Annotated in this window: 19 protein-coding genes; 15 read left to right on the top strand and 4 right to left on the bottom strand. The window is 54.5% G+C overall.

Annotated elements, in window-relative coordinates:
- Positions 1 to 4: 4 nt before the first annotated feature.
- A complete protein-coding gene (locus NOG13_RS01310; RefSeq protein WP_283110519.1) occupies positions 5 to 853 on the bottom strand; it encodes an ATP-binding cassette domain-containing protein in 849 nt (282 codons plus the stop codon).
- Positions 843 to 1,217: a GntR family transcriptional regulator gene (locus NOG13_RS01305; protein WP_283110518.1), complete on the bottom strand. Its 375-nt coding sequence runs from the start codon at positions 1,215 to 1,217 to the stop codon at positions 843 to 845. The genes NOG13_RS01310 and NOG13_RS01305 overlap by 11 nt, the downstream gene beginning before the upstream one ends.
- A gap of 230 nt (positions 1,218 to 1,447) precedes the next feature.
- On the opposite strand from NOG13_RS01305, the gene mreC reads away from it, so the two are divergent.
- The 12 genes from mreC to nrdG all read left to right on the top strand — a co-directional run bounded on the left by mreC (position 1,448) and on the right by nrdG (position 15,149).
- Complete coding sequence (gene mreC, locus NOG13_RS01300; RefSeq protein WP_283110517.1) at positions 1,448 to 2,344, top strand: rod shape-determining protein MreC; 897 nt, start codon at positions 1,448 to 1,450, stop codon at positions 2,342 to 2,344.
- 1 nt (position 2,345) lies between these two features.
- Positions 2,346 to 2,858 (top strand): rod shape-determining protein MreD, encoded by a 513-nt coding sequence (gene mreD / locus NOG13_RS01295; protein ID WP_283110516.1) that lies wholly within the window; start codon positions 2,346 to 2,348, stop codon positions 2,856 to 2,858.
- Between the two features lie 4 nt (positions 2,859 to 2,862).
- The gene (locus NOG13_RS01290; protein WP_283110515.1) at positions 2,863 to 5,001 is read left to right on the top strand and encodes a penicillin-binding transpeptidase domain-containing protein; all 2,139 of its coding nucleotides are present in this window, start codon (positions 2,863 to 2,865) and stop codon (positions 4,999 to 5,001) included.
- A gap of 74 nt (positions 5,002 to 5,075) precedes the next feature.
- Positions 5,076 to 5,822, top strand: a complete 747-nt coding sequence (locus tag NOG13_RS01285; protein WP_283110514.1) for a nucleotide-binding protein — start codon at positions 5,076 to 5,078, stop codon at positions 5,820 to 5,822.
- A 40-nt stretch (positions 5,823 to 5,862) separates the two neighbouring features.
- The gene (locus NOG13_RS01280; RefSeq protein ID WP_283110513.1) at positions 5,863 to 6,270 is read left to right on the top strand and encodes a methylglyoxal synthase; all 408 of its coding nucleotides are present in this window, start codon (positions 5,863 to 5,865) and stop codon (positions 6,268 to 6,270) included.
- A 265-nt stretch (positions 6,271 to 6,535) separates the two neighbouring features.
- Entirely contained in the window at positions 6,536 to 7,834 is a 1,299-nt protein-coding gene (gene hisS / locus NOG13_RS01275) for a histidine--tRNA ligase (protein WP_283110512.1), read from the top strand.
- 79 nt (positions 7,835 to 7,913) lie between these two features.
- Positions 7,914 to 8,519, top strand: coding sequence for a VanZ family protein (locus NOG13_RS01270; RefSeq protein ID WP_283110511.1), 606 nt, complete (start codon positions 7,914 to 7,916; stop codon positions 8,517 to 8,519).
- Positions 8,520 to 8,573: 54 nt separating this feature from the next.
- Positions 8,574 to 10,364: an aspartate--tRNA ligase gene (gene aspS / locus NOG13_RS01265; RefSeq protein WP_283110510.1), complete on the top strand. Its 1,791-nt coding sequence runs from the start codon at positions 8,574 to 8,576 to the stop codon at positions 10,362 to 10,364.
- Between the two features lie 18 nt (positions 10,365 to 10,382).
- Positions 10,383 to 10,994 (top strand): epoxyqueuosine reductase QueH, encoded by a 612-nt coding sequence (locus NOG13_RS01260; protein ID WP_283110509.1) that lies wholly within the window; start codon positions 10,383 to 10,385, stop codon positions 10,992 to 10,994.
- Positions 10,995 to 11,062: 68 nt separating this feature from the next.
- Entirely contained in the window at positions 11,063 to 12,076 is a 1,014-nt protein-coding gene (locus NOG13_RS01255) for an aldo/keto reductase (RefSeq protein WP_283110508.1), read from the top strand.
- 204 nt (positions 12,077 to 12,280) lie between these two features.
- Complete coding sequence (locus NOG13_RS01250; RefSeq protein WP_283111201.1) at positions 12,281 to 14,656, top strand: anaerobic ribonucleoside triphosphate reductase; 2,376 nt, start codon at positions 12,281 to 12,283, stop codon at positions 14,654 to 14,656.
- Entirely contained in the window at positions 14,646 to 15,149 is a 504-nt protein-coding gene (nrdG, locus tag NOG13_RS01245; protein ID WP_283110507.1) for an anaerobic ribonucleoside-triphosphate reductase activating protein, read from the top strand. The genes NOG13_RS01250 and nrdG overlap by 11 nt, the downstream gene beginning before the upstream one ends.
- A 95-nt stretch (positions 15,150 to 15,244) precedes the next feature.
- On the opposite strand, the gene NOG13_RS01240 is transcribed toward nrdG, so the two are convergent.
- On the bottom strand, positions 15,245 to 15,964 hold the full coding sequence (locus tag NOG13_RS01240; protein WP_283110506.1) for an MBL fold metallo-hydrolase: 720 nt from the start codon (positions 15,962 to 15,964) through the stop codon (positions 15,245 to 15,247).
- A 30-nt stretch (positions 15,965 to 15,994) separates the two neighbouring features.
- Positions 15,995 to 16,441, bottom strand: a complete 447-nt coding sequence (locus NOG13_RS01235) for an RrF2 family transcriptional regulator (RefSeq protein WP_283110505.1) — start codon at positions 16,439 to 16,441, stop codon at positions 15,995 to 15,997.
- 197 nt (positions 16,442 to 16,638) lie between these two features.
- Between NOG13_RS01235 and cysK the strand changes: the two genes are divergently transcribed.
- The 3 genes from cysK (at position 16,639) to NOG13_RS01220 (ending at position 18,808) form a co-directional block, all read left to right on the top strand.
- The gene (cysK, locus tag NOG13_RS01230) at positions 16,639 to 17,568 is read left to right on the top strand and encodes a cysteine synthase A (protein ID WP_283110504.1); all 930 of its coding nucleotides are present in this window, start codon (positions 16,639 to 16,641) and stop codon (positions 17,566 to 17,568) included.
- Positions 17,569 to 17,577: 9 nt separating this feature from the next.
- The gene (locus NOG13_RS01225) at positions 17,578 to 18,330 is read left to right on the top strand and encodes a tRNA threonylcarbamoyladenosine dehydratase (protein WP_283110503.1); all 753 of its coding nucleotides are present in this window, start codon (positions 17,578 to 17,580) and stop codon (positions 18,328 to 18,330) included.
- 109 nt (positions 18,331 to 18,439) lie between these two features.
- Positions 18,440 to 18,808, top strand: a complete 369-nt coding sequence (locus tag NOG13_RS01220) for a VOC family protein (RefSeq protein ID WP_283110502.1) — start codon at positions 18,440 to 18,442, stop codon at positions 18,806 to 18,808.
- Positions 18,809 to 19,014: the final 206 nt, after the last annotated feature.

The raw sequence follows: 19,014 nt of genomic DNA, 5'->3' as shown, positions 1-19,014 counted from the left end.
CCTTTCAACGGTTTGTAAGCTCAATAAAGAGCTTCTGCAAACTAATTGGCCCGACTTCCAGCCCAGCAGATAAGGCTTCGTGTGCCGGTTTGCCCCGCAGGTAGACGGTCTTTAAGCCGCCGAGCGTATCCGCCCCCAGAATATCTTTTCCGGAGGCGTAGCTGTCAACAGCTTGGCTCGGCCCGCTCACGGAATAAGAACCGCTGATTAGAGAATCCACATTCTCATCGAGAATGATGCGCCCTGAGCGGATGATGATGGCCCGTTCGATAAGACCGGCGACTTCCTCAATCAGGTGAGTGGAGAGTATCACAAGGCGGGGATTTCTCTCGTAATCTTCGGCAAGCAGGCGGTAGAACAGATCGCGGTTGTATGCGTCTAGGCCGAGGACGGGTTCGTCGAGAAGAAGAACCGAGGCACTGCTGGCAAGGCAGAGAATCAGCTTCATCATTGTGCTTTGGCCGGTTGAAAGTTTGTTGTTTTTCTTGAGCGTGTCAAGTTCAAACTTTTTGCTGAGGCTGTCTGCGTAGTCCCGGTCAAAGCCCGGGTAAAGCATTTCCATGAAGCGAAAAACCTCGCAGATTTTCATGCCTTCCGGCAGGTAGTTAATTTCCCCCATGCTTATCACTTTGCCGAGCATAAGGTCATTTTCCTGTAGCGGCTCGCCGTCCAGAAAGATGCTCCCAATTGTGGGGAAAAGCTTTCCAGAAATCATGTTCATCAGCGTCGTCTTGCCCGCCCCGTTGCGGCCGAGCAAACCGCAGATGAGCGGCCCTTCCAAGGTAATGTTTACGCGGTCAACCGCAGGCTTCCCCTGAAAGTATTTGGAAACATTCTTGATTTCAAGTATCATTCCGAAAACCTCTTTCCAACATGGCGGTCAGTTCCTGCTCCGAAATCCCGAGCTTTTTGGCTTCGGAGACAAGAGGAAGCACAAAATCGCTGTAAAATGCGTTCCGGCGCTTCTCTGCAATGAGACTGCGGGCACCTTTGCGGACAAACATCCCGATGCCGCGCTGCTTGTAGGCAATGCCTTCCTCCACCAGAAGGGTGACGCCTTTGAGCGCCGTTGCGGGATTGATGCGGTAGGCGGCCGAAATCTCCGTGGTAGAGGGCAGGCGGCTTTCTTCCGGAAATGCGCCGGAGAGAATCGCGTCTTCCAAGCGTTCTGCAATTTGGAGGAATATCGGTTTTTCCTCAACAAACGGATTCGTCATAGACTGTTCCTTTCAAGTTAACCGGTTAATTACTTGTGTAACTAACCATATAACACAGGCTTTCATTTGTCAAGAGGGTTTTGGAAAGAACTTGCAATAAATTCATCCAAAGTGGGAACATTGCACGCTGTGGAAAAGCATGTTATAATCATTCTATCTACCAGTCAGCCCGGTCAAAATTTTGTTCTGTCGGCGATGATTCGGCTTTTTTCAAACAGGAGGAAACGTTCGTGAAAGACGTTTTTCGTTCCACGGGGTTCAAACTTCTTGTGGCGCTCATCTTTGTCATGTTCTGCCTGATGCTCGCTACATCCAACACACCAAACTCCCTTACGGCCAATCTTTTCGGAAGCGTTGCCACACCCATGCAACGCATCAGCACCATTGTGACCAATAATGCGGCGGCCGTAACAGGGAGCGGAAAGACGAAAGAGCAGCTAGAGGCGGAGAACGAGCAACTGCGCGCCGAAGTAGATGCGCTCCGGAAAAAGCTCGTGAATTATTACACTTACCAGCAGGAAAACTCACAGCTGCGCAAATTTCTGGAGCTTAAAAATGAAAATCCGGATTTTAAGCCGATTACGGCGGCAGTCGTAGGGCGTGACCCGAACAATCTGTTCGGGGAGTTCACCATTGACCAGGGAACACGCAGCGGCGTGTCGCTCAATGACCCTGTGGTGACAGACGCAGGCGTTGTTGGGTGGGTCTCGGCGGTAAGCAATTCTTACAGCAGGGTGACGACGTTCCTTTCCCCGAGCACGCAGATCAGCGCGATGGATAAGGTCACGCGGGAGACCGGCGTCATCGGGTGCGATATAAAATCAGCAGATGCAAATATCCTGAAGCTGCGCTACCTCAGCAGCGACACGAAAGTGGCTGCGGGCGATATTGTTGTCACCAGCGGCATTGGCGGAGTGTATCCACGCAACCTTGTGATTGGCACAGTGAAGTCGGTCAAGAGGAGCGATGTCGACGTTTCACTCTACGCAGAAGTGGAGCCGGCGGTGAATGTGAAGGAAGTGCGTGACGTTCTCGTCATTACTTCGTTTGCAGGGCAGGGCGAGGCGATGAAAGCGGCGAATAGCTCTGCGTCATCCTCTTTGCCTGCTTCATCCGGGGGAAAATAAGATGTCAAAATATCGGTTTATCCGGTGGCTTGCCTATGCCATCGAGATTCTTGTCTGCTTTGTGCTGCAGGAGACACCGCGCCTCATCCCGCAGCTTTTCGGGGCGCGTCCGGTTTTGGTGATTCCGGTTGTGCTGGCAATCGCGATGTTTGAAACGGAGATTCCCGCCATGCTGTTCGGACTGTTTGGCGGCCTTCTCGTTGATTTCGGCATGGGGACCCTGCTGGGGTCCCACGCGATGCTGCTTGCCGCGCTGTGCTTTATTATTTCGCTCGTCGCGGCCAATCTGATTCGCACGAATCTTCTTTCCGCCATGCTCGTTGTGTTGATTTCCGCGGCAGCGCTCACGCTGCTTGACTGGGCGTGCTTCTATGTCATGCCGGGCTACAGCGATCCTCTTTATTCTCTGACAGCCCATTACCTGTTCATTTATCTGTACACCTCTGCGGTCATGCCGATTACCTACTATTTCAATCGGGCTCTTGCGCTGCAGATCCGCTCCAAGGAGGAATAAGGCTTTGGACGAAGAAGAGAAAAAGTCGGTCAGCAAAGGACGCGTCGCGTTTTTAGTGATATTCATGGTCGCGGTGGGACTCGTTTTCGGCGCTCGGCTCACGCGCTGGCAGCTATTGGAAGGCGACAAATGGCTTCAGACAGCCAACTCTTCCAGTGACGACAAAGTAACCATGGAGGCCGCGCGCGGCGAGATTATCGACACGAAAGGAAACGGCCTTGCGGTGAACCAGACAGGGTATGCCATCACGTTCAACGCCGCCACCATGACGACCAAAACAAAGAACGCCACCATTCTCAAGCTCATCAAGCTTCTGAATTCGCGCAACGAGAAATGGGAGGACGAGCTTCCTATTACCGTAAACTCTCAGGGAAAATATGAGTTTATCTCCGGCCGTGACAAAGACATCGCCTACCTCAAGTCCAAGGGCTTTTTGGGCCTTCAGACTTACGCCACGGCCGAGCAGTGCATGGATGCCCTGATTGAAAAATACGACTGCAAGGGATATTCCCCACAGGATACAAGAAACATTGTTTCCGTGCGCTACAATATGACAAAGACGGGCTTTTCCATTTCAACGCCTTATATTTTCGCCGAGGACGTCAGCCAGGATACGGTTGCCATCATCAGCGAGAATTCCTCCGAGCTGCCGGGCGTGGAAGCCAAGGTTACAACCATCCGGAAATATCCGGACGGTTCCCTCATGCCGCAGATTCTCGGAACCGTAGGAGCCATCTCCGCCGACGAGCTGGACAGCTATCTCAAGAAGGGCTACGCGATGAATGCACGCGTTGGCACGAGCGGCGTTGAAAAGGTCTTTGAAAACTGGCTTTGTGGTAAAGCCGGAGAGAAAACCGTTGAGCTTGACGCAAACGGCAACTTTGTCTCCGAAACCGTCACAAAACAGCCAATTGCCGGCAATACGGTTCAGCTTTCCATCGACAGCAACCTGCAAAAGGTTATCAACGCTTCCCTCGCAAAGAATGTCAAGGGCGCACAGGAATACGGAAAGAAGCACGGTACGGCGGAGAACCCGATGGGCGCAGACTGCACCGAAGGTGCCGCCGTTGTTCTTCGCGTGAAGGACTTTGCGGTTCTTGCCGCTTCCACCTACCCCTCTTATGACCAGAACAAGGCTGCCAGCGATTCAAAATACATGACTCAGCTCCTGAATGATAAAACAAGGCCGCTGCTGAACCGTGCCTTCAACGGCGTGTTTACCCCGGGTTCCAGTTTTAAGCCGTCGGTAGCTTTGGCAGCGCTTCAGGAAGGCACCATTACGAATTCAACGGTGTTTGACTGCACCGGTGTGTATATTTTTAGCGACCTGCACCTGCACTGCTGGAAACTCTCGGGCCATGGCCACCTTTCGCTTGAGGGCGCGCTCGCTAAATCGTGCAACGTCTATTTCTGCAACGTGGGTTACCGCACCGGCATTACGGCCATGAATCTTTATGCCAAACGCCTAGGACTCGGTGTTGCGACCGGCGTTGAGGTCGGGGAAAGCCAAGGCACGCTTGCCGGGCCGGAAGAACGCAGGGCTGCCGGCGGTACGGCTTGGAATGCCGGCGACACCGTTCAGGCGTCCATCGGCCAAAGCGACAATCAGCTCACTCCGCTTCAGCTGGCGACTTACTGTGCAACCATCGCCAACAACGGCGTGCGCCTCAAGACGCATATTGTCGAAAAAATTCTGGATTATTCTCGGACCAAAACCGTCTATACAACACCGGTTACAAAGGTCGCCGAGTTAGGTGTTTCCCAGCAGAATCTCAATTATGTCAAAGCGGGTATGCGTGCCTGCACACAGCCAGGCGGAACAGCCGCCGGCACATTTGCCAATTACGGCATCGCCGTCGCCGGCAAGACCGGCACTGCAGAGACCGGTACCGGCCACTCGGATAACGAAGTTTTCATCGGTTTCGCGCCGTATGACAATCCGGAAATCGCCATTGCGGTGATACTGCCGCACGGCGGAACAAGCACCTACTCGCTTGGCGTTGCAAAGGATATCTTTGACGCTTATTTCTACGGCAAAACCGTGGACGCGAACGGCAACATCGTCATGCCTTCGCAGCAGACATCTTCTGCGGCTTCTTCTGCATCGTCCGAAGCGGCTTCGCCTGCTTCGGCAAACAGGTAAAATTATGCATTTAGACGAAAAAAGTTCTTTACTGCCACAAACAACTGTGGTAACATGATAATGAGGTTTATTGCATGGAAAAAATAACGGTAATTACATCTGGAAAAGGCGGAGCGGGAAAATCCACCATCACAGCGGGCCTCGGCGCCGCGCTGGCGGCGCGCGGAAAACGCGTGCTCTTGATTGACGGAGACGCGGGCCTCGGAAGCCTTGACCACATGCTTGGCATAGCGGAGCGCCGCGTGTTTGACATTGCCGACGTTGTTTCCGGCACGGCGGACCCGGATAAAGCCGTTTACGTTTCCGCATTTTCTCCGAACCTATTTCTTCTTCCAGCACCGGAAACGGAAGAAGATGTTATCAGCCCTGACATTATGCGCGAGCTGGTCGGCATCCTTTCTAAGTATTACGACCATGTGCTGATTGACAGTCCGGCGGGGGTTGGGCAGGGATTTTTAAGTGCCTGTGCTCCCGCAAAACGCGCGCTGCTCGTTGCAACGCCGGACCCGGTCTGCCTGCGTGACACCATGCAGACGCACCTGCGCCTTTTGGAAGCAGGCATCACCCAGCAAAGACTGATTGTGAACCGGTTCCACTGCGCTACGTTCCGCGCGCAGGGCTATTACCCGGATTTAGACGCCGTGATCGACGCCGCCGGAGTCCGGTTAATCGGCGTTATCCCGGATGACCCGCAGCTTGCTGCGGCAGGGGCAAACGCAAGACCCGCACCGGAAAAATCGCCCGGAGGCATGGCATTGGCCCGCCTTGCTGCAAGACTGGAAGGCGTGAAAGTGCCGCTTCCGCCACTACATAAATTCTAGAATAAATGCCGAAAGATACATAATCAACTGGAGGGAGTTTATGAATATCGCATTGATCGCCCATGACGCGAAAAAAGAGCTGATGGTTCAGTTCTGTATTGCCTACTGCGGCATCCTGAGCCGTCACACGCTATGCGCAACAGGCACCACGGGCAAAATGGTTGCAGAGGCAACGGGACTGACGATACAGCGCTTTTTGGGAGGCTCACAAGGTGGCGACCAGCAGATTGCCGCGCGCATTGCTTGCAATGAAGTGGACTTGCTGCTGTTTTTCCGCGACCCGCTGAACCCGAAGCCCCATGAGCCGAACGACATGAACCTGCTGCGTCTGTGCGACATGCACAACATCCCCGTTGCGACAAATATTGCCACGGCAGAAGTGCTCATCCATGGTCTGGAACGCGGAGACCTTGAATGGCGCGATATTCTGAACCCGAAAAAATCATAAGAATTCCGGCGATGAACGGAAGGAGTACCCGGTGGACCGGCAAAGAGAGAAAGCGCCGCGGCTGAGAGCGCTTTTGCCAGCAGTGCCCGCTTGGGGAAGACATCCGCGAGCCGCGCTTGTCCCGCGCGCAGACGGGGCGTTTTGAGGGGGGCTTTGTCCCCTGAAAAAGGGTGGCACCACGAGCGGAAGATTCCCTCGTCCCTTTATCGGGGCGGGGGCATTGTTATCTTTAGAAAAGAAACTGTCGAATAAAAAGGAGAAAATTATGGAACTGATCAAAGCACAAAGAGGCACACAGGACATGCTCCCTTCACAGGCCGGAAAATGGCAGGCCGTGGAGAGTGTAATGCGCAGCGAAGCGGAGATCAGCGGGTTCCGCGAGATTCGCACGCCGGTTTTTGAAGACACTAGGCTGTTTCAGCGCTCCGTCGGCGAAACAACCGACGTTGTGCAGAAAGAAATGTATACGTTTGAGGACAAGGGCGGCCGCTCCATCACGCTCAAGCCGGAGGGAACGGCGGGCGCCGTGCGCGCTTACCTGGAGCACGGCCTGTTCAACGAGCCTATGCCCGTGAAGGTTTACTATATCACCCCATGCTATCGCTACGAGCGCGCGCAGGCCGGCAGACTGCGCGAATTCCACCAGTTCGGCGTGGAGATGTTCGGCTCTGCCCTGCCGGTTGCCGACGCCGGCCTGATTGCGTTTGCGCACAGCCTGTTTGAGCGGCTTTGCGTGAAGAACCTCACGCTAAAAATCAACTCTATCGGGTGCCCCAGCTGCCGCAAGCAGTACGCCGAGGCGCTGAAGGCTTATTTCACCCAAAACAAGGATAGACTCTGCGAGACCTGCCTTTCCCGCCTCGATCGCAACCCGATGCGCATTCTGGACTGCAAATCGCCCGAGTGCGCTGAGGTCGCGAAGGACGCTCCGCATATCCTCGACTATCTCTGCGACGACTGCCGCAGCCACTTCGAGGAAGTAAAGGACTTGCTGGATTCCATTGGCATCGAGTATGAGGTCGACCCCACCATCGTTCGCGGGCTCGATTATTACACCCGCACCGTGTTTGAATTTGTCTCCAACGACCTCGGTGCGCAGAGCACCGTCTGCGGCGGCGGACGCTACGACGGCCTCGTGGAAGAGATGGGCGGCGCAAAGACGCCGGCGCTCGGCTTTGCCCTTGGCATTGAGCGTCTGCTGCTCGTCATGGAGGCACAGAAAGTGCAGTTCCCCGAGGAAGAACCCTGTGAGCTGTATATTGCGTCCATCGGCAACGCAGCGCGCAAAAAGGCGTTCCAGCTCGTTCAGCGGCTGCGGGAATGTGCGGTGGAGGCTGCCTGCGATGAAATGGACCGCAGCCTGAACGCGCAGATGAAGTACGCCGGCAAAATCGGAGCCAAGTTCACTCTTGTGCTCGGCGACGATGAACTTGCTTCCGGCAAAGGCGTCATCAAGAACATGAAGACGGGCGAAAAAAAGGATATCGACCTGAACGATAACTTTGAGGAGCAGTTCGCTGCCATCAGTTCGGAGGCAGAGGACTTCGGCGACCTGAAATTTTAAGGTTCGGCACGAAACACGAAGAGACATTCCGAACACCTTGAAAATCTGTCCGTCCCAATAGACGGAAAGGAAAAGGATCATGAGAAGGTGCCTTCTGGAACTTCCGGATTTTATCTGCCTCATACTTGTCTATTTTGCTGTCCTGCTGCCGCGGTGGCGCGGCGACAGGAAGGGCTTGCTTTTCCGAACGGCGTTTTATGTTTACCTTTGTTTCGTTTTGCATTTTACCTTGTTGCCTCTTTTGCTGCCCACTCGGGTACCGTCCTTGCACATCAATTGGATACCGTTCCGTGATGTGATGAACGGGTACCGAGGGGCACAGAAGCAAATCGTTCTGAATTTCATCATGACGGTTCCGTTCGGCGTGTTCCTGCCGCTGATTTACCGGAAGAGATTTTTCAGCACGGCTGGATTGACGCTGGCTTTGAGCTTGGGGATTGAATTTCTCCAACTCTTTTCCGGCGATTCCCGCATCGCGGACATCACCGATGTGCTCACCAACACGCTCGGCGGCATGGCGGGGTATCTGCTGTTCCTGCCGCTGAGCAAGGCAGCGCTTTCCGGCGAGAAACCCGCGCCTGCGGACAAAACCGCTCCGAAGGCAGTCCCCAAGCGCGAAAAAGCGGTTTGGGCGATTTTCCTTTGCCAGATACTCGTGAAATCTTTCCTTGCGGCGATTTTTTAGCCGCCTTTCTGGATCTAATCTTTCTAAATCATACAGTTGGAGGAATTCTTAACAATGGCAGAATTCATGGACGGGTTCAAACGAACCCATTACTGCGGCGTCCTGCGCAGCACCGATGCGGGAAAAGAAGTATCGGTCTGCGGCTGGGTACAGCGCCAGCGCGACCTCGGCGGACTGATTTTCATTGACCTGCGCGACCGCACGGGCATTGTGCAGCTTGCGTTTGACGATAAAACCGACCGTGCAATATTCGACAAGGCGTTCACGGTGCGCTCAGAGTTCGTGCTTGCCGCAAAAGGCATCGTGCGCGAACGTTCCTCGAAAAATCCGGAGCTTCCGACGGGCGATATTGAAATCGCCGTCACGGAGCTGCGTATTCTCTCAAAGAGCGAAACGCCGCCGTTTGCCATTGAAGAAAACTCGGCCGTGCAGAAGGAAACGCGCCTGCACTACCGCTACCTTGACCTGCGTCGCCCCGATATGCAGCGCATTTTGATGGCGCGGCACCGCCTGACGAAGATTGCCCACGATTATTTTGACGAGAACGGTTTCTTAGAAATTGAAACACCGGACCTGATGAAGTCCACACCGGAGGGCGCGCGCGACTATTTGGTACCGAGCCGCATTTTCCCCGGGAAATTTTTCGCCCTTCCCCAGTCTCCGCAGCTTTACAAGCAGCTGCTCATGGTCTCGGGCTTTGACCGCTATATGCAGATTGCCCGCTGCTTCCGCGACGAGGACCTGCGAGCTGACCGTCAGCCGGAATTCACGCAGATTGACTTTGAAATGTCCTTCGTCACGCAGGAAGATGTAATGCAGATCGGCGAAGGCTTTATCCATGAGGCATACAAGAAACTGCTCGGCATTGAGATTCCGCTCCCGCTTCCGCGCATGACATGGCAGGAGGCCATGGACCGCTTTGGCTCCGATAAGCCGGACCTCCGCTTCGGAATGGAGCTTACCGATGTGAGCGAGGCCGTAAAGGGTACGGAATTCCGCGTGTTTGCGGGTGCCCTCGCAGAGGGCGGCAGCGTCCGCGGCATCAACCTCAAGGGACAGGCCGACAACCTCAGCCGCAAAGAGATTGACAAGCTCGGCGAATGGATTAAAACTTACGGCGCAAAGGGCCTTGCTTGGACACGGCTCGCTTCGACGGGAGAAACGTCCTCCTACGAGAAGTTCCTCTCGCCGGACGAGGCGAAGGCGGTGCGCAGCGCACTCGGCGCAGAGCCGGGCGACGTGCTGTTCCTCGTTGCAAGCGGCGAAAACAAGGTTGTGTACGATTCCCTCGGCGCATTGCGCTGCAACCTCGCGCGCAGGTTTAACCTGATTGATAAATCCAGCCCGAAAATCCTCTGGATTACCGACTTCCCCATGTTTGAGTACAGCAAGGAAGAGGGCCGCTGGGTGGCAATGCACCATCCGTTCACGATGCCGAATCCGGAGGACCTCGACAAGCTCGAGAGCGACCCCGGTTCTGTGCGCTCCGTAGCTTACGACATGGTCATCAACGGCTATGAGGCGGGCGGCGGAAGTATCCGTATCCACGACTCCCAGCTTCAGCAGCGCATGCTGAAAGTTCTCGGAATTCCGGACGAAACGGCGCAAGAGCGCTTCGGCTTCCTGCTGGAAGCCCTCAAATATGGAGCTCCGCCGCACGGCGGCATGGCATGGGGCCTGGAACGCTTGATGATGGTGCTGCTGGATGTCGAGGATATGCGTGACGTGATTGCGTTCCCGAAGGTGGCTTCGTCTGCCGAGCTGATGAGCGGCGCACCCGGAAGCGTGGATGAGCAACAGCTGAAAGAGCTTGGCATTGCCGTCCTTCCCCAGAAGCAGGCATGAGCCTGCAGGAGGTGCTTCATGCAAAAAGTGAATTACCAGAAGTGGCTCGATGAAACCATCGAGGGTTTGGGCGGGCGCACGCCTTCCCTTCTGCTTCACGCGTGCTGCGCGCCGTGCAGCAGCTATGTGCTGGAGTACCTTTCGCGTTTTTTCAATATTACGCTGTACTACTACAACCCAAATATCTCTCCGCAGCAGGAGTATGAGAAGCGCGTGGAGGAGGTACAGCGGCTGCTTGCGGAACTGCCGACGCAGAATCCGGTACGCTTTGCCGCCGGAAACTATGACCCGCAGCGCTTCTTTGAGCTAGTCAAAGGCCACGAAGCCGACCCCGAGCGCGGAAAGCGGTGCACCATCTGCTACCGCATGCGCTTAGAGGAGGCCGCCAAGTATGCAAAGGAAAACGGCTTTGAGTGGTTTACCACAACGCTTTCGCTTTCTCCGTACAAGGATGCGGAACGCCTAAACGCCATTGGCGCGGAACTCGAAAAAAAGTACGGCGTGAAGTATCTTCATTCGGATTTCAAGAAGCGCGGGGGTTATAAGCGCTCGATTGAGCTTTCCCGGCAATATAACCTTTACCGCCAGAATTACTGCGGATGTGTTTTTTCAAAGCGTCAGAGTGGCTGACGTCTTTTCAGATAGCAGCTTGCGGGAGCAAGGGTCCCGAAAGCAAAATAAGCAAGGAGGAGATAAAAATGGAAAGGAAAAATGACATTACCCCCTATGTAGCCGACGAAACAAGATATGACACGATGCTGTACCGCAGGGTGGGCAAAAGCGGACTGAAAATGAGTGCTGTCTCGCTGGGCTTTTGGCACAACTTCGGCGGATACGACAGCTACGAGAACTGCCGCGCCATTGTGCGCCGTGCTTTTGACAAAGGCATTACAGTTTTTGACCTCGCAAACAACTACGGACCGCCCGTCGGCAGCGCCGAGGAAACCTTCGGCCGCCTGATGAAGGAAGACATGCACCCCTACCGCGACGAAATGGTCATCACCACAAAGGCGGGCTTCTACATGCACCCCGGCCCTTACGGAGACTGGGGCTCCCGAAAATACCTCCTTTCGAGCCTCGACAGGAGCCTGCAGCGCATGGGCCTAGACTATGTGGATATTTTCTACCATCACCGCTCCGACCCGGAAACGCCGCTGGAAGAGACCATGGGCGCCCTGGCAACAGCGGTGAAGAGCGGCAAGGCACTCTATGTAGGCATTTCCAATTACAGCCCGGAAGAGGCGGAACGTGCCGCTCAGATTCTGGACTCCATGGGCGTGCACTGCCTTATCTGCCAGTCGCGGTATAATCTGCTGGACCGCCACACGGAAAAACTGTTCCCCACAGCGGAAAAATGCGGCTTCGGCATGACGGCTTACAGTCCGCTTGCACAGGGCGTGCTGACCGGCAAATATAACCACGGCATACCCGCAGGTTCTCGCGCAGACGGAAAATCTGTCTTTCTGAACAAAAACTCGATTAAGCCCGAGATGATTGAGAAGGTTTCCCGTCTCGAAAAAATCGCCGAGCGGCGCGGCCAGACCATGACACAGTTCGCCCTGAGCTGGATTCTCCGTGAGAAGACCATGGCGAGCGTGCTCATCGGCGCCAGCCGCCCCGAGCAGATCGACGAAGATGTGAAGTGCCTTGCGAAGCTCGATTTTTCCGCCGAGGAGCTAAGCGAAATCGACAGTATTGTTGGAACTGTGTAAAACACAATATGTAGAGGATAAATAAAAAAAGGAAACAAAATATTGACACAAAGAGGGCAGCGCGGTATAATCGTTTCTGCAACAAACAGAAACGAAAGAAACACAGCATCGAAGACAAACAAGCCGCGCTGCTTTTTGTGCGCACTTTTTTATCGCGGTCCCCAAAAGGATGCTGCCAAACAGGAGAAAGGAAGTATGCCGAAGATGCCTTCGGAGACAATGACAGTGAAAACAAAAGAAATCACTGCGAAAGTGGAGAAGATTCGCAAGCGCAGCGGCGTTGTTGTGCCGTTTAACCCGGAAAAAATCAGCAGTGCCATCCGGCGCGCCAACAACGCTGTAAAAGATGAGACGATTACCGAGGAACAGCTCGCATGTCTCACACGCGAAGTCGTAGATGCGGTGGCAGGCATTGGCGTGCCGACCGTTGAGCAGGTGCAGGACGCCGTAGAGGAGCGCTTGATTTCGCACGATTTTGCCAAGACTGCCAAAGCGTATATTCTTTACCGTGCAGAGCACGCGAAGATTCGCCAGGCCGCGGGCGACTTGATGGATATTTACAATCAGTTGACCTTCCGTGATTCCAAAGACGTTGACCTCAAGCGTGAAAACGCCAACATTGATGCCGACACTTCCATGGGCACGATGTTGAAATACGGTTCCGAAGGTTCCAAATACTTCATCAACAACTACATTCTTCCCAAGGATATTGCCGCGGCGCACTTGAACGGCGACATTCATATTCACGACGAAGATTTCTATATGCTCACCGAGACCTGCTGCCAGATTGATCTGCTGAAACTGTTCCACAACGGTTTCTGTACCGGCCATGGCACGCTCCGCGAGCCGCAGGACATCATTTCTTACGCCGCCCTCGCCTGCATTGCCATTCAGGCGAACCAGAACGAAATGCACGGCGGCCAGAGCATCCCGAACTTCGATTACTGCATGGCGCCGGGCGTCGCAAAGACGTTCTGCCGCAGCTATTTCGATGAGCTTTCAAAGTTCTTCCAGGTTTCGCGCAACATGAGCATAGAAGACGCAAACGCGCTCGTGGATGCTGTGAAGGAAAAGGTCGGTTCGGATATTACGCTGGCAACCACCGATGACTACGGCAAGAAGCTCAAAGAATTTCTTCCGGAGCATCAGCGCACCTGCGGCTTGGAAGAGATTACAGCCGAAGAAACCGAAAAAGCACACGCATTTGCCGTGCGCAGCGCAACGGCAATCACCGACCGCAAGACTTACCAGGCGATGGAGGCGCTTGTCCACAACCTCAACACCATGAATTCCCGCGCAGGCGCGCAGGTTCCGTTCAGCTCGCTGAACTACGGAACCGACACCACCCCCGAGGGACGCATGGCAATCCGCAACTTGCTTCTTGCAACGGAGGCGGGACTCGGCTGCGGCGAAACGCCGATTTTCCCAGTCCAGATTTTCAAGGTCAAAGAGGGCATCAACTACAACCCCGGCGACCCGAACTATGACCTGTTCAAGCTCGCCATTCGCGTCAGCGCAAAGCGTCTGTTCCCGAACTTCAGCTTCCTGGACGCGCCGTTTAACCTGCAGTATTACCGCCCGGGCGATTATAACTCCGAGGTGGCATACATGGGCTGCCGCACCCGCGTAATCGGCAATGTTTATGACAAGAACCGCCAGGTTACCTGCGGACGCGGAAATCTGAGCTTTACTTCCATCAATCTGCCTCGCCTCGGCATTGAAGCACACGGGGACATTAAAAAGTTCTATCAAATGCTCGACGAACGCATTGATCTCGTGTTCCGTCAGCTGCTTCACCGCTTCAAGATTCAGTGCTCCAAGAAGGTCTACAACTACCCGTTCCTGATGGGACAGGGGGTGTGGATTGACAGCGAGAAGCTGGCATGGACCGACAGCGTGGCGGAGGTGCTGAAGCACGGTACCTTAAGCGTTGGCTTTATCGGCCTTGCGGAGACGCTTGTGGCCCTTACAGGCAAACACCACGGTGAAAGCGAAGAAAGCCAGAAACTCGGGCTTGAAATAGTCACTCACATGCGGAAACGCTGTGACGAACAGTCGGAGAAAACAGGCCTGAATTTCACGCTGCTGGCAACGCCGGCTGAGGGGCTTTCCGGCCGCTTCGTACGCATCGACCAGAAGAAGTACGGCAAGATTCCGGGCATTACCGACCGCGAGTATTACACCAACTCGTTCCATGTGCCGGTTTATTACCCCATTTCGGCATTCCGCAAGATTCAGATTGAAGCGCCTTATCACGCTTTAACGAATGCCGGACATATCACCTATGTGGAACTCGACGGCGACACCACGAAGAACCTTGAAGCATTTGAGGCTGTGGTGCGCTGCATGAAGGAGAACGGCATCGGCTACGGCGCCGTCAACCATCCGGTCGACCGCGACCCGGTGTGCGGCTACAACGGCATCATCGACAACGAGTGCCCGAAGTGCCACCGCCATGAGGAAGAAGGACCGAAGTTTGAGCGCATCCGCCGTATTACCGGCTACCTCGTGGGTACCATGGACCGCTGGAATGACGCGAAAAGGGCCGAGGAGAGAGACCGGGTGAAGCATGGAGTATAAACTGCGCATCAGCGGTGTGGAACCGGAGTCTATTGTCGACGGACCCGGTTTCCGGTACACCGTTTTTACCCAAGGGTGTCCGCACAACTGCCCCGGGTGCCACAATCCGCAGACGCACCCGTTTGACGGCGGCAAGGTTGTGGATATCCGCAAGCTGTTTGAGGAAATCTGCCAAAACCCGCTCCTTAAGGGTATTACTTTAAGCGGCGGCGAACCGTTCTGCCAGCCTGCCCCGCTTGCGGAGCTGGCGCGCATGGCGCACAGCCGCGGCCTCGATGTTGTTACGTTTACAGGTTACCTCTACGAGCAGCTGCTCGCAAAGCATGACCCGGACGTAGATGACCTCTTGGCGCAGACCGACCTGCTCATCGACGGGCCGTTTGTGCTCGCGGAAAAAGATCTTTCCCTCCGTTTCCGCGGAAGCCGCAACCAGCGGATAATTGACATGAACGCCACGAGAAAAACAGGCTCCGTTGTCCTTGCGGATTATTAAATGACAGTCTTGACTCTCGTCAAAGCATTATAAAAATTACCTCCTGTTGCAGTTTCCATTCTGCAACAGGAGGTTTTTCATTGTAAACATAATATTTAATCTGTTACAAGCATCGTTTCCCCGCGGGAACGGTACTGCAGAATCTTTTTGCGGTACGGCTCGGTGCGGGGGTCGGTATCCAGTATTTCAAAGAAGTCGGTGTTGCCGAAGGAGTGCATGGGCACGGCATGACGCGGACTAACTGTTTTCATAAAATAGTCGAATCCGAGAACGGCGTCTTTGCCCTGCCGCGGGTCGCACGGAAGGAATGCCACGTCAACGGTTTCGCCCCGAAGAAGGTCTACCTGCGCTTTGAACGCCCGCTCCATGTAGACTGCCTCCTCCGTGGAATCACCGTCCCATTTCCACCAGTTCAGGTCTCCGGCGTGGTAAATCTTCATGCCGTCAACCTCCACGAGAAACGCAACACCTTCATCCGTCGATTTCAGCGTGCGGATTCTGACATCGCCGAGGTCGTAGTTCCGCCCCGGGGCCGCTGTCAGACCAACCCCGTGCGTACGGATTCCTTCAGACAAAACATAGCGGATGTTCGGGATTTGACTGCGCCAGCTCAGAATGCGCGGGCTGTAATGGTCGGGATGGCGGTGCGATGCGAAAACCACAACGTTTTCGTCCTTGATTTCCTCCGGGTTGATGACTCCCTGTGCAAGATGGCCGCCGTTCGGCCTGTCGTAATAATAATCGAATACAAGAAAATGCGAAGGCGTTTTCACCGCGAACGCACTGTGATAAAGATACGTGATTTCGGCTTTCATCCGCGGTTCCCTCCCGGTTTCACAATTCTTTTAGATATAGAACATATAGCCGTCGTTTTCGTGGTATTCCTCGGCCTTTGACATCAGCGAGTAAAGCGAGATGCCGGAAAGCGTCTGCAGAACCACTTTGTCAATTTCCGAAAAGACCGCGTCCTGCATGGCGTTTTCAATTTCCGGCGCTTTCGTCTCCACCGATTTCTCCGTCTTTTCAAACAGCGACTGCTCGAGCGCCGTGAGCACTTCCTTTACGCTGATATCCTGCGGGGGGCGCGCAAGCCGATATCCTCCCTGCGCACCTTTGACGGAGTGAACGATTTCCGCTTTTTTCAACAGCGAGAAAACCTGCTCCAAATATATCTTGGAAATCCCGAGCCGCTCCGAGAGGTTCACTACCGTGAGGTAGGCCCCGCTTGCGTAGTTCTGCGCCAGCACGATGGAAGCGGCAAGGCCATAACGGCCCTTTGACGAGATCCGCATATACATCCTTCTTTCATCGTTAACCTATCAGTTTAATCTTAATGAAAATAAAATGGCAAGTCAAGAAAATAATAATCCTACTAAACATATATGAAATTAAAAATTTGTTGTTGACAAAAGCATTTCCGAGACATATAATAGAACCAGATAAAATATATAAGTATTGTATGTTTAATAATATTAACGGAGGGTTACTTATGGCAATTGCAAAAAGCATACTGGACCTGATTGGCAAAACGCCGCTGATGGAGCTGACGAACTACGAAAAGAACCATGACTTAAAGGCGACCATTGCAGCAAAGCTCGAATATTTCAACCCGGCGGGAAGCGTAAAGGACCGCATCAGCAAGTACATGATTGAAGACGCCGAGCAGCGCGGGATTTTGAAACCGGGCGCCGTTATCATTGAGCCGACGAGCGGCAACACGGGCATCGGCCTTGCCGCGGTGGCGGCTGCGAAGGGCTACCGCATGATTCTGACCATGCCGGAGACCATGAGCATTGAACGCCGCAATCTGCTAAAAGCCTACGGTGCGGAAGTTGTTCTGACCGAGGGCGCCAAGGGCATGAAGGGCGCAATTGAGAAGGCGGAAGAACTCGCGAAGGAGACGCCGAACTCGTTCATTCCGGGCCAGTTCGTCAACCCGGCGAACCCGAAAGCCCACAGGGAGACCACCGGACCGGAGATTTGGGAAGACACCGAGGGCAAAGTCGACATCTTTGTCGCGGGCGTCGGCACAGGCGGAACCATCACCGGTGTTGCGCAGTACTTGAAAGAAAAGAAGCCGGATGTTAAAATAGTGGCCGTGGAGCCTGCTTCTTCGCCAGTGCTTTCCGGCGGCAAGCCGGGTCCACACAAGCTGCAGGGCATCGGCGCAGGATTTGTTCCCGACACGCTCGACACCTCGCTTCTCGATGAAATTATCCCGATTGAGAACGACGACGCTTACGCGGAAGGCAGAGAGCTTGCCCGCACAGAGGGCCTGATGGTCGGTATTTCCTCCGGCGCAGCGGTGCATGCGGCAAAAATACTTGCAGAAAGGCCTGAGAACGCCGGGAAACTCATCGTTGTGCTTCTGCCGGATACCGGCATGCGCTACCTTTCCACCCCGGATTATCTCGTGTGACGAAACAGCATGCAAAACATCCCACTGGAATTTTCACGCACACAGCTTCTCATCGGCTGTGAAGGAATCCATAAACTTCAGAACGCCGCTGTGGCCGTATTCGGCCTCGGCGGCGTAGGTTCGTTTGTCGTGGAAGCGCTCGCCCGTGCGGGCGTGGGTACGCTCTCCATCTGCGACAATGACAAAATCGCTCCTTCCAACATCAACCGCCAGCTTATCGCCCTGCACTCGACTCTCGGAATGCAGAAGGCTGACGCCGTGGAGGCGCGGATTCACGACATCAACCCGAACTGCAAGGTGGAGAAGCATCTTTGCTTTTACACCCCGGAAAACGCCGATGAGTTTGATCTCTCGCGCTACGATTACATTGTCGACGCGGTTGACATGGTGACGGCAAAGCTGGAGCTTGCGGTTCGCGCATCCAAAGCCGGAGTGCCGATTATCAGCAGTATGGGTGCCGGCAACAAAATGGATCCAACGAAATTTGAGGTTGCCGATATTTCCGAAACCAGCGTCTGCCCGCTTGCGCGGGTGATGCGCCGGGAACTGCGCGCACGCGGCGTTGAACACCTAAAGGTTGTTTATTCCAAAGAACCGCCGCTTCGGCCGCGGCAAGAGGAGACCTCCGGTCAGCCGAAGGAAGCGCAAGCATTCGCGCGCCGGGCGACTCCCGGAAGCGTTCCGTTCGTTCCGTCCGTTGCCGGAATGATTATCGCCGGCGAGGTCATCAAGGACATCATAGGCTGGAAACGGCCTGAATAAAATATCTTTTCGCAAATTGTTCCCGTTCTCTGCACGCATGGTATAATGGAGTCACTACCGATGCAAGCAGAGAGCGGGATTTTTTTTCGCATGAAAAGGGAGGATTTCTATGCAATCACGTTTTCTTCACACAAATTTCAACGTACTCGACATCGAAAAGAGCATCAAATTCTACCATGAGGCGCTCGGCCTTAAAGAAGTGCGCCGCATTGAAGCGCCGGACGGCTCGTTTATCATTGTCTTTCTCGGCGACGGGCAGACGGACTATAATCTTGAGCTGACTTGGCTGCGCGACCGCAAGGAGCCTTATAATCTCGGCGACAACGAATTTCACATTGCGTTCCGCGTGCCGGACAAGAAGGCGGCGTACGAGCTTCATAAGCGCATGGGGTGCATCTGCTACGAGAACCACGACATGGACCTCTATTTCATCAACGACCCCGACGGCTACTGGATCGAAATCCTCGCAGCAGACTGAGTCTGTTTTCACGCCCCGCCGTTTAGCGGCAAGGGAAAAATGGGCTAAGTTTGGCGGGAGAGTATTGGGAAACTCCCGAGGCAGGCTGAGCCTGCACGCACGCCCCGGCAAACTGAGTTTGCATGCACGCCCCGCCATTTAGCGGCGAGGAAAAAATGGGCCATGCTTGGCGGGAGTGTTTTTGGAAACTCCCGGGAGCCATAATC

The organism is Thermocaproicibacter melissae (assembly GCF_024498295.1).
In the GTDB taxonomy this organism is placed as follows: Bacteria; Bacillota; Clostridia; order Oscillospirales; family Acutalibacteraceae; genus Thermocaproicibacter; species Thermocaproicibacter melissae.
This window is presented reverse-complemented; position numbering and strand designations above follow the sequence as displayed.

Coding starts and splice junctions, on each gene's coding strand:
- NOG13_RS01310 (WP_283110519.1), bottom strand. CDS start 853: ATGATACTTGAAATCAAGAATGTTTCCAAATACTTTCAGGGGAAGCCT.
- NOG13_RS01305 (WP_283110518.1), bottom strand. CDS start 1,217: ATGACGAATCCGTTTGTTGAGGAAAAACCGATATTCCTCCAAATTGCA.
- mreD (WP_283110516.1), top strand. CDS start 2,346: ATGTCAAAATATCGGTTTATCCGGTGGCTTGCCTATGCCATCGAGATT.
- NOG13_RS01285 (WP_283110514.1), top strand. CDS start 5,076: ATGGAAAAAATAACGGTAATTACATCTGGAAAAGGCGGAGCGGGAAAA.
- NOG13_RS01280 (WP_283110513.1), top strand. CDS start 5,863: ATGAATATCGCATTGATCGCCCATGACGCGAAAAAAGAGCTGATGGTT.
- hisS (WP_283110512.1), top strand. CDS start 6,536: ATGGAACTGATCAAAGCACAAAGAGGCACACAGGACATGCTCCCTTCA.
- NOG13_RS01270 (WP_283110511.1), top strand. CDS start 7,914: ATGAGAAGGTGCCTTCTGGAACTTCCGGATTTTATCTGCCTCATACTT.
- aspS (WP_283110510.1), top strand. CDS start 8,574: ATGGCAGAATTCATGGACGGGTTCAAACGAACCCATTACTGCGGCGTC.
- NOG13_RS01260 (WP_283110509.1), top strand. CDS start 10,383: ATGCAAAAAGTGAATTACCAGAAGTGGCTCGATGAAACCATCGAGGGT.
- NOG13_RS01255 (WP_283110508.1), top strand. CDS start 11,063: ATGGAAAGGAAAAATGACATTACCCCCTATGTAGCCGACGAAACAAGA.
- NOG13_RS01250 (WP_283111201.1), top strand. CDS start 12,281: ATGCCTTCGGAGACAATGACAGTGAAAACAAAAGAAATCACTGCGAAA.
- nrdG (WP_283110507.1), top strand. CDS start 14,646: ATGGAGTATAAACTGCGCATCAGCGGTGTGGAACCGGAGTCTATTGTC.
- NOG13_RS01240 (WP_283110506.1), bottom strand. CDS start 15,964: ATGAAAGCCGAAATCACGTATCTTTATCACAGTGCGTTCGCGGTGAAA.
- NOG13_RS01235 (WP_283110505.1), bottom strand. CDS start 16,441: ATGCGGATCTCGTCAAAGGGCCGTTATGGCCTTGCCGCTTCCATCGTG.
- cysK (WP_283110504.1), top strand. CDS start 16,639: ATGGCAATTGCAAAAAGCATACTGGACCTGATTGGCAAAACGCCGCTG.
- NOG13_RS01225 (WP_283110503.1), top strand. CDS start 17,578: ATGCAAAACATCCCACTGGAATTTTCACGCACACAGCTTCTCATCGGC.
- NOG13_RS01220 (WP_283110502.1), top strand. CDS start 18,440: ATGCAATCACGTTTTCTTCACACAAATTTCAACGTACTCGACATCGAA.